This window comes from uncultured Sphingomonas sp., assembly GCF_946477935.1.
In the GTDB taxonomy this organism is placed as follows: domain Bacteria; phylum Pseudomonadota; class Alphaproteobacteria; order Sphingomonadales; family Sphingomonadaceae; genus Sphingomonas.
In genome coordinates, this window is the sequence record NZ_CAMLAC010000161.1 from 1 (window position 1) to 8,182 (window position 8,182).

The following is an 8,182-nucleotide window of genomic DNA, read 5'->3' on the forward strand; positions in this document are numbered from 1 at the left end:
CCCCTGCCCCGCCAACGCCCTGGCGATCGCCGACCCGATCCCCCCCGAAGCGCCCGTCACCAGCGCAGTCATTCCCGTCAGATCGAACATGCTTCGCAATCCTTTATTGGTTCACGCGAAGACGCGAAGACGCGAAGGCGGTATGGCCGTTGACGATACGTCGCAGCCCTTCCTTTAGCGTCGCGCCTCCGAAGTTGATGAGCAGCCCCAAGGGCTGCTCTGTCAGTCGAAGATAGGTCAGTAATTGCTTGCCATGAGCGGCGTTCAGCCGCTCGACCGATTTAATCTCGATGAGCAGCCGGTTAGCGACCACGATGTCGACGCGAAAGGCGGCCTCGAACGAAAGTCCCTCGAACGTGAACGACACCGGCACCTGTCGTTCGACACGATGCCCGAGCGCGCTCAGCTTTGCCGCAAGCACCGTCTCATAAACGCTTTCCAGCAAGCCCGGCCCAAGATCACGGTGAAGCCGCAGCGAAACGTCGATAACATCCGAGGCGACCGCCTCAAGATCCATCCTCTTCGCGTCTTCGCGGCTTCGCGTGAACATCAAAGCCTTTTAAGCAATTCCTCGATATCGTCCATGCTCACCACGCTCACCGCATCCACATCCGGCGCGATGCGCTTGACCATCGGGGTCAGCAACTTGCCGCCGAACTCCACGAACTGCGTCACCCCCGCCTCCGCCATCGCCGCAACCGATTCGCGCCAGCGCACCATGCCCGTCACCTGCTGCACCAGCAGCGTGCGGATCACGCCCGGATCGGCCACCGCCACCGCGTCCACATTGGCATAGACCGGCACCAATGGCGCCCGCAGGCTCGCTTCCGCCAGCGCCGCATCCATCGCATCCGCCGCCGGTTGCATCAGCGGACAATGGAACGGCGCCGACACCGGCAGCAGCACCGCGCGCTTCGCACCCAGTTCCTTCGCCAGGGCAACCGCCCGCTCCACCGCCATGCGGTGCCCCGAAATCACCACCTGCGACGGATCATTGTCATTGGCGACGGTGCAGACCAGTTCCTCGCCCCCCTCGGCCAGGATCGCGTCGACGGCCGCGCCGGCGATCACCTGCGCCTTGTCCAGATCGGCACCCAGCAACGCCGCCATCGCGCCCTCGCCAACCGGCACCGCTGCCTGCATCGCCTGCCCCCGCAGCCGCAGCAACTGCGCCGTCGTCGCCAGATCCAGCGCGTCCGCACCGCACAAGGCGCTGTATTCGCCCAGCGAATGCCCCGCCACGAAGTCCGCCTTCTCCGACAGCCGCACCCCGCCCTCACGCTCCAGCACGCGCAGGGTGGCAATCGCATTCGCCATGATCGCCGGCTGCGCGTTGGCGGTCAGCGTCAGTTCGTCGGCCGGCCCCTCGGTCATCAGTCGATACAGGTTCTGCGACAGCGCCTCGTCCACCTCGCCGAACACCTCGCGCGCCACCGCGCTGGCCTCCGCCAAAGCCTTGCCCATACCCACCGCCTGGCTACCCTGACCCGGAAAGATGAACGCGCGCATGATCCTTGACCGCCTTACCCTGTTGGCAAATGATCCGCGGGCGTTAGGCACCCTGTCCCCCGCTGGCAAGCATGGAAGGGGCGATCCCGGCTTGCCTTTCGCGGCGATATCGCTATGGCCTGCCCCGCTGGGGTGACGGGCACATGTCCGCTTGCCTTGGCGCCATTACATCGATGGACGACAGCCGGAGGGGCGTACCGCATGGGGCGGGCGTCAGCGATCGGCCAACATAAGGTAAGCTGCATGGCTCTTTACGAGCACGTGTTCCTTGCGCGCCAGGATCTGGCACAGGCGCAGGTGGACGCGCTGGCGGAAGCCGCCACGAAGATCGTCGAGGACAATCAGGGCAAGGTCGTGAAGACCGAGACCTGGGGCCTGCGTTCGCTGGCGTATCGCATCGCCAAGAACCGCAAGGCGCATTACGTGATGCTCGAGATCGACGCGCCGGCCGGCGTGGTCGCCGAGCTGGAGCGCCAGACCCAGATCAACGAAGACGTGATCCGTTACATGACGGTCAAGGTCGACGAGCATGAAGCCGGCCCGACGGTGATGATGCGCAAGCAGGAGCGTGACCGCGAGCGTCGCGCCGACCGTGGCGAGCGCAGCGAACGCCCCCGTCGTGACCGTGAAGAGGAAGCCGCATAATGGCCCGCCCGTTTTTCCGCCGCCGCAAGAGCTGCCCCTTCTCCGCGAAGGACGCGCCCCGGATCGACTATAAGGACGTCCGCCTGCTGCAGGGCTTCGTGTCCGAGCGTGGCAAGATCGTCCCGTCGCGCATCACCTCGGTGAGCGCCAAGAAGCAGCGCGAACTCGCCCAGGCGATCAAGCGCGCCCGTCACCTGGGGCTCCTGCCCTACGTCGTGAAGTAAGGAGTCCTACACATGGACGTTATTCTGCTTGAGCGCGTCGAGAAGCTCGGCGGCATCGGCGATGTGGTGACGGTGAAGGACGGCTTTGCCCGCAACTTCCTGCTGCCCCGCAAGAAGGCGCTGCGCGCCAACGAAGCCAACAAGAAGGTGTTCGAGGCGAACCGCGCCCGCATCGAGGCCGAGAACGCCGCGCGTCGTTCGGACGCCGAGGCGGAGGCCAAGACCTTCGGCGACGTGACCGTCACCCTGATCCGTCAGGCGTCGAACACCGGCCAGCTCTACGGATCGGTCGCGGTGCGCGATCTGGTCGAGATCCTGGAAGGCGAAGGCCACAAGGTCACCAAGAGCCAGGTCATCCTCGACAAGCCGATCAAGGCGATCGGCGTGTACGAGGTGCGCGTGGCGCTGCACCCCGAGGTCGTCGTGACCGTCAAGGTCAACGTCGCCCGCAGCCCGGAAGAAGCCGAGATGCAGGCGCAGGGCGTCGACGTCATGTCGCAGATGTTCGAGCGCGACGAAGCCGGCTTCACCGAAGACTACGACCCGAACGCCGAACCCGGCGCGACGGCCGAGGCTCAGCCGGAGGAGCAGCAGGCATAATCGCCCGCTAGCTTACGACGTGAGAACAGGAAGGGCCGCCCGGAGCAATCCGGGCGGCCCTTTCCTTGTGTTCCCCCTCCTACCGGGGGAGGGAAGGAGCGCCGGAGGCGCGAGGGCAGCGCAGGCCGCGCCATCCACAGAAACGAAAAGGGGCCTCCCGGCAAACCGGAAAGCCCCCATTCGATCATCCCGCGTCAGCGGGAAACGCAACCCCGCCGTTACGGGCACATCACGCACGCACCGACCATGGCGGCGAGCGGTATGGCGGCGAACAGGATGGGGACGATCTGCTTCATGACCTGATTTTCCGACGAATGGAGTGTGTTCAGCGATAAAATGCGCGACCCATGGAAAGGTTGCGCAAAGATGAACCACGGAGATTCCGTCAGGGCAGGATCGCGTATCGCACCGACACGCGCGCACTCGTCTCGATCGGCGCCGGCTTCACATCGATCTGGACCGGTGGAGGTGGCGGCGGGGCTGGCGGCGCTGCAACGGCGGTGGCGACGATCGGCAAGGGCACATCGTCCTCGATTCCCGCCCCTGGTCCGTCGTTCAACGTCAGGATCATACCCAACCGGACCCCCGCCGCCGCCGCCAGCGTCGCAGCACGCCTCTTGGCATCGCGGACGGCGACCTGTGTTGCACGGGCCTGCGCCGCGGCCGGATCCCGCAATCCAAAGCTGCTCGTCTGCGCCTGCTGCGCACCCAGCCGCGAGGCAAGTCCCACCGCGGTTCCCACCTTCTCCACCGATCCGGTCTCCACCGATCCGCGCAGCGACGCATTATACCCGATCACGGCGCAGGCGCCCTGGCTCAGCATCGCCGGCGAACCATAGCCCGTACGGCAATCGGCGCCGCGCACCTCCGTCAGATTGACCTCGCTGGTGGTGATAACGGCACCCTGCCCCAGCACGGACAACAGACCGCCCCGTATCGCCGTTGCCTTGGTCGCCAGCGCGCGCGACGCCGCATCAGCCGTCGCCCCTTCCCCCATCACGGAATAGGTCAGCATCGCCATATCCGGCTCGGTCTCCACCGAACCCCTACCGGCCACCTGGATCACCGCAGGCTCGCGCTCCTGCGCCGCCAGCGCCGCCGGCATCGCCAGCAGCATCAACCTCGTCGTCCAACGCATCCCCATACCTCCCCATGGCTAGAAGGGTCATCCTAGAACCAGATGACCTGAGCTTGCACCATCTATCCGTTCGTCTCGACTAGCGGCAGAGCCGCGTATCGAGACGGTGTATCGAGAGACAGGTTGGCGCGCGGGACGATCGCAAGAAGGCCAAGTGGACAGCGACGGGCGAACGCAATCTCCACCCCCGCGAAACCGGCGGGCCAACGCCGCCGCGCTTCACTTCCGCCCGAACAGCTTCTCGATATCGCCATGCGCCAGCTTCACCCAGGTCGGGCGCCCATGGTTGCACTGCCCCGAATGTGGCGTCGCCTCCATTTCGCGCAGCAGCGCGTTCATTTCCGCCACCGACAATATGCGCCCTGCCCGTACCGAGCCATGACACGCCATGGTCGAGGCGACATGGTCCAGCCGCTCGCGAAGGGACAGCGCCTCGTCATAGGCCGCCAGCTCATCGGCCAGATCGGCGACCAGCCCCCTGGGATCGCTTTGCCCGAGCAAGGCCGGCGTCGCGCGCACCAGCATCGCGGCAGGTCCGAACCGCTCCAGCTCCAGCCCGAACTCCGCAAGTTCGGCGGAACGCGCCTCCAGCCGGTCGCAGGCGGGCTCGTCCAGCTCCACCACTTCGGGCAACAACAACGCCTGAGACGCCACCCGCCCGCCGGACAGCGCCGCGCGCATCCGCTCCAGCACCAGCCGTTCATGCGCGGCATGCTGGTCGACCAGCACCAGCCCGTCCTCGGACTCGGCGACGATATAGGTCTTCGCGACCTGTCCGCGCGCCACGCCCAGCGGATGCGCCGCGGTCTCGGGCGGCGGCGCCCAGGCCGGCTCGGCACGCGCCAGCGGCGGCGGGGCGTTGAAATGCGGTCGCGGCTCGAACAGCGACCGCCGCTCCAATACCGGTGCCTCCGCTACGCCTGCAGGCCATGGCGGAGCAGCAGCGGCGGGCGCCACCGGCTCCGGTTGCCACATCGCCAGCGCGGATTCCGCCGGCCGCTGCACGCTGCGATGCCCCGCCTCGTCCAGCGCCCGGCGCAGGCCCGACACGATCAGCCCGCGCACCATCGCCGGATCGCGAAAGCGCACCTCCGTCTTGGCGGGATGCACGTTCACGTCCACCTGATGGGCGGGCACATCCAGGAACAGCGCGACGACGGCGTGGCGGTCGCGCGGCATCATCTCGGCATAGGCGCCGCGGATCGCCCCTATCAGCAGCCGGTCGCGCACCGGCCGGCCATTGACGAACAGATACTGGTGGTCGGCGATGCCGCGGTTGAAGGTCGGGATGCCCGCCACGCCGCCCAGCACCAGATCCTCGCGCACCCAGTCGATCGGCACCGCATTGTCCGCCAGCGCCTTGTCGGTCAGCATTGCGACGCGGGCCGGCCGGTCCTGCCCCGCTGGCACGGTCAGCACGCGCCGCCCGTCATGCTCCAGCGAGAAGGCGACATCCGGGCGCGCCATCGCCAGCCGGCGCACCGCATCCAGGCAGGCGGCATATTCGGACCGGGCGGAGCGCAGGAACTTGCGCCGCGCCGGCACGCGCGCGAACAGGTCTTCCACCACGATCCGCGTTCCCGGCGGCGCGGCGGCGGGACCATCGCGCACCACCTCGCCGTTATCGACCACCCGGCACCAGCCGTCATGCCCCGCCGGCCGGCTCTCGATCGTCACCCGCGCGACTGACGCGATCGAGGGCAGCGCCTCCCCCCGGAAACCCAGCGTGGTGACGTTCTCGATCGCCTCGTCGGGCAGCTTGGAGGTGCAGTGCCGCTCCAGTGCCAGCGCCATTTCGCCCGCGTCCATGCCGCAACCGTCATCGGCCACCTCGATGCGCCCGGTGCCGCCCGCCGACAGCGTCACCGCGACTCGGGTGGAACCCGCGTCCAGGGAATTCTCAACCAGTTCCTTCAACGCGCTGGCGGGCCTTTCCACCACTTCACCGGCCGCGATACGATTGACGAGATGCGCAGGGAGACGCCGTATTGACATGCATCATTCCCTAGCCCAAGCGGCGGCATCCCGCGACCCGCAAACGTGACGGAACCGGCGCCTGTTCTGGCTCTTGGCCCTGTTTCGCCTCTTGCCTATGTGTCTGCTGGATGATGTGCGAACGGCCGTCTCCCCGGCCTCCAGACGGAACAAGAGTGTCGATGCCCCTGCCCCGCTTTCTGAAATTCATGTCGCACGACATGGCGATCGATCTCGGCACCGCGAACACCGTGGTCTATGTCCGCGGTCGCGGCATCGTGCTGAACGAACCGTCGGTGGTGGCGGTCGAAACGCTGAACGGCGTGAAGCGCGTGAAGGCGGTCGGTGACGACGCCAAGCTGATGATGGGCAAGACGCCCGGCACGATCGAGGCGATCCGGCCGCTGCGCGACGGCGTCATCGCCGATATCGACGTGGCCGAGCAGATGATCAAATATTTCATCCAGAAGGTGCACGGTCCGCGCAAGTTCGCCCGCTGGCCCGAAATCGTGATCTGCGTACCCTCGGGCTCGACCAAGGTGGAGCGCCGCGCGATCCGTGACGCCGCCTCGAACGCCGGCGCCAGCCAGGTCTGGCTGATCGAGGAGCCGATGGCCGCCGCGATCGGTGCCGACATGCCGGTGACCGAGCCGATCGGCAGCATGGTCGTCGATATCGGCGGCGGCACCACCGAAGTGGCCGTCCTCTCGCTTCGCGGCCTCGCCTACACCACGTCGGTCCGCGTCGGCGGCGACAAGATGGACGAGGCGATCGTCAGCTACGTGCGCCGCAATCACAATCTGCTGATCGGCGAAGCGACCGCCGAGCGCATCAAGCAGGAAGTCGGCTGCGCCAAGCCGCCCGTCGACGGCATCGGCGCGGTGATCCACATCAAGGGTCGGGACCTGGTCAACGGCGTCCCCAAGGAGATCCAGATCAACCAGGGCCAGATCGCCGAGGCGCTGTCCGAGCCGGTGGCGACGATCGTCGAGGGCGTTCGCGTCGCCTTGGAAAACACCGCGCCCGAACTCGCCGCCGACATCGTCGATCAGGGCATCGTGCTCACCGGCGGCGGCGCGCTGCTTCAGGGTCTGGACGAGGTGCTGCGTGACGAGACGGGCCTGCCCGTCACCGTCGCGGAGGATCCGCTGACCTGCGTGGCACTGGGCACCGGCCGCGCGCTGGAAGACCCGATGTACCGCGGCGTTCTGCTCAACGGCTAATCCTCGAAGGACAGGGGGACCGGCGCATGGCGCCTGCCCGCGACCGTCGCACGGGGTTTTCGCGACGGCGGCAATATGGAGCGTTTCTGGCCTATGTGCTCGCGGTGGCGGGCGCATTGGTTGGGGCGGCGTTGCTTGTCGCGTCGCGATTCAACCCGCCCGCTTTCGCGGCGATGCGCATGGCGGTGGCCAGCATCACCGCGCCCGTGTCCGCCAGCGCGGCCTGGGCGATCGACGGCGTGGTGTCGGTGCCCGATACGATCGCCACCTATTTCTTCGTGCATGACGAGAATGCCCGGCTGAGGGCCGAACTGAAGCGGTCGGAAGCGCTGCTGCTGCGTGCCCGCACCATCGCCTATGACAATCGCCGGCTGCGGGCGCTGCTCGCGATCCGCGACCGCTCGGCCGATACGGTGGTGACGTCGCGGCTGGTCAGCTCCACCGCGTCCAGCGGCCGCCGTTTCGCGCTGCTCAATGCCGGTCGCGTTCAGGGCGTCGGGCCGGGTATGCCGGTGCGTGGACCCGACGGCCTGATCGGCCGGGTGGTGGAAACGGGACCGGCGGTGGCGCGCGTCCTGCTCCTCACCGATCCCGAGAGCATCGTCCCCGTCCGCCGTACCCGCGACGGTCTGCCCGCGCTTGCGGTCGGTCGCGGCGACGGCATGGTCGATATCCGCTCGGTCAACACCACCAATGTGCGCTTCACCGCCGGCGACCTGTTCGTCACCTCGGGCACCGGTGGCCTTTACGCCCCCGGCATCCCGGTGGCGCGCGTCGTGCGCACCGGCAATGATTCGATGCCTGCCCGCACCTTTGCGCGCCCCGACTCGCTCGACTTCGCGATCGTCCAGCGCGCCTTCATGCCGCTT

The 8,182-nt window shown here is 67.4% G+C and carries 9 protein-coding genes and 1 pseudogene; 5 read left to right on the plus strand and 5 right to left on the minus strand.

From position 1 onward, the window contains the following. From Q0U08_RS14690 to fabD, 3 genes and pseudogenes are all read right to left on the minus strand, one after another. A pseudogene (locus tag Q0U08_RS14690) lies at nt 1-90 on the minus strand (beta-ketoacyl-ACP reductase); the annotation flags it as partial. A 13-nt stretch (nt 91-103) separates the two neighbouring features. After that, nucleotides 104-517 (minus strand): GxxExxY protein, encoded by a 414-nt coding sequence (locus Q0U08_RS14695; protein WP_298092209.1) that lies wholly within the window; start codon nt 515-517, stop codon nt 104-106. Between the two features lie 32 nt (nt 518-549). After that, nucleotides 550-1,509 (minus strand): ACP S-malonyltransferase, encoded by a 960-nt coding sequence (gene fabD / locus Q0U08_RS14700; protein ID WP_298092211.1) that lies wholly within the window; start codon nt 1,507-1,509, stop codon nt 550-552. Between the two features lie 243 nt (nt 1,510-1,752). On the opposite strand from fabD, the gene rpsF reads away from it, so the two are divergent. From rpsF to rplI, 3 genes are read left to right on the plus strand one after another with little or no spacing between them, the layout of a single operon-like run. Continuing rightward, nucleotides 1,753-2,154, plus strand: a complete 402-nt coding sequence (gene rpsF, locus Q0U08_RS14705; protein ID WP_112382724.1) for a 30S ribosomal protein S6 — start codon at nt 1,753-1,755, stop codon at nt 2,152-2,154. Next, nucleotides 2,154-2,378 carry a 30S ribosomal protein S18 gene (gene rpsR, locus Q0U08_RS14710; protein WP_007403456.1) on the plus strand — a complete coding sequence of 75 codons (225 nt, stop codon included), beginning with the start codon at nt 2,154-2,156 and terminating at the stop codon, nt 2,376-2,378. The genes rpsF and rpsR overlap by 1 nt, the downstream gene beginning before the upstream one ends. Before the next feature lie 12 nt (nt 2,379-2,390). Further along, nucleotides 2,391-2,978 carry a 50S ribosomal protein L9 gene (gene rplI / locus Q0U08_RS14715; protein ID WP_298092212.1) on the plus strand — a complete coding sequence of 196 codons (588 nt, stop codon included), beginning with the start codon at nt 2,391-2,393 and terminating at the stop codon, nt 2,976-2,978. A gap of 385 nt (nt 2,979-3,363) precedes the next feature. Here rplI and Q0U08_RS14720 read toward each other — a convergent pair whose 3' ends face one another. Then, nucleotides 3,364-4,116 (minus strand): SIMPL domain-containing protein, encoded by a 753-nt coding sequence (locus Q0U08_RS14720; protein WP_298092213.1) that lies wholly within the window; start codon nt 4,114-4,116, stop codon nt 3,364-3,366. Nucleotides 4,117-4,335: 219 nt separating this feature from the next. Next, nucleotides 4,336-6,111, minus strand: coding sequence for a DNA mismatch repair endonuclease MutL (gene mutL, locus Q0U08_RS14725; protein ID WP_298092215.1), 1,776 nt, complete (start codon nt 6,109-6,111; stop codon nt 4,336-4,338). A 161-nt stretch (nt 6,112-6,272) separates the two neighbouring features. Here mutL and Q0U08_RS14730 point away from each other — a divergent pair, with 161 nt between their 5' ends. Both Q0U08_RS14730 and mreC read left to right on the plus strand, forming a co-directional pair. Then, nucleotides 6,273-7,313 (plus strand): rod shape-determining protein, encoded by a 1,041-nt coding sequence (locus Q0U08_RS14730; protein ID WP_298092216.1) that lies wholly within the window; start codon nt 6,273-6,275, stop codon nt 7,311-7,313. A 26-nt stretch (nt 7,314-7,339) separates the two neighbouring features. Then, a partial coding sequence (gene mreC / locus Q0U08_RS14735) for a rod shape-determining protein MreC (RefSeq protein WP_298092218.1) occupies nt 7,340-8,182 on the plus strand: 843 nt, incomplete at its 3' end.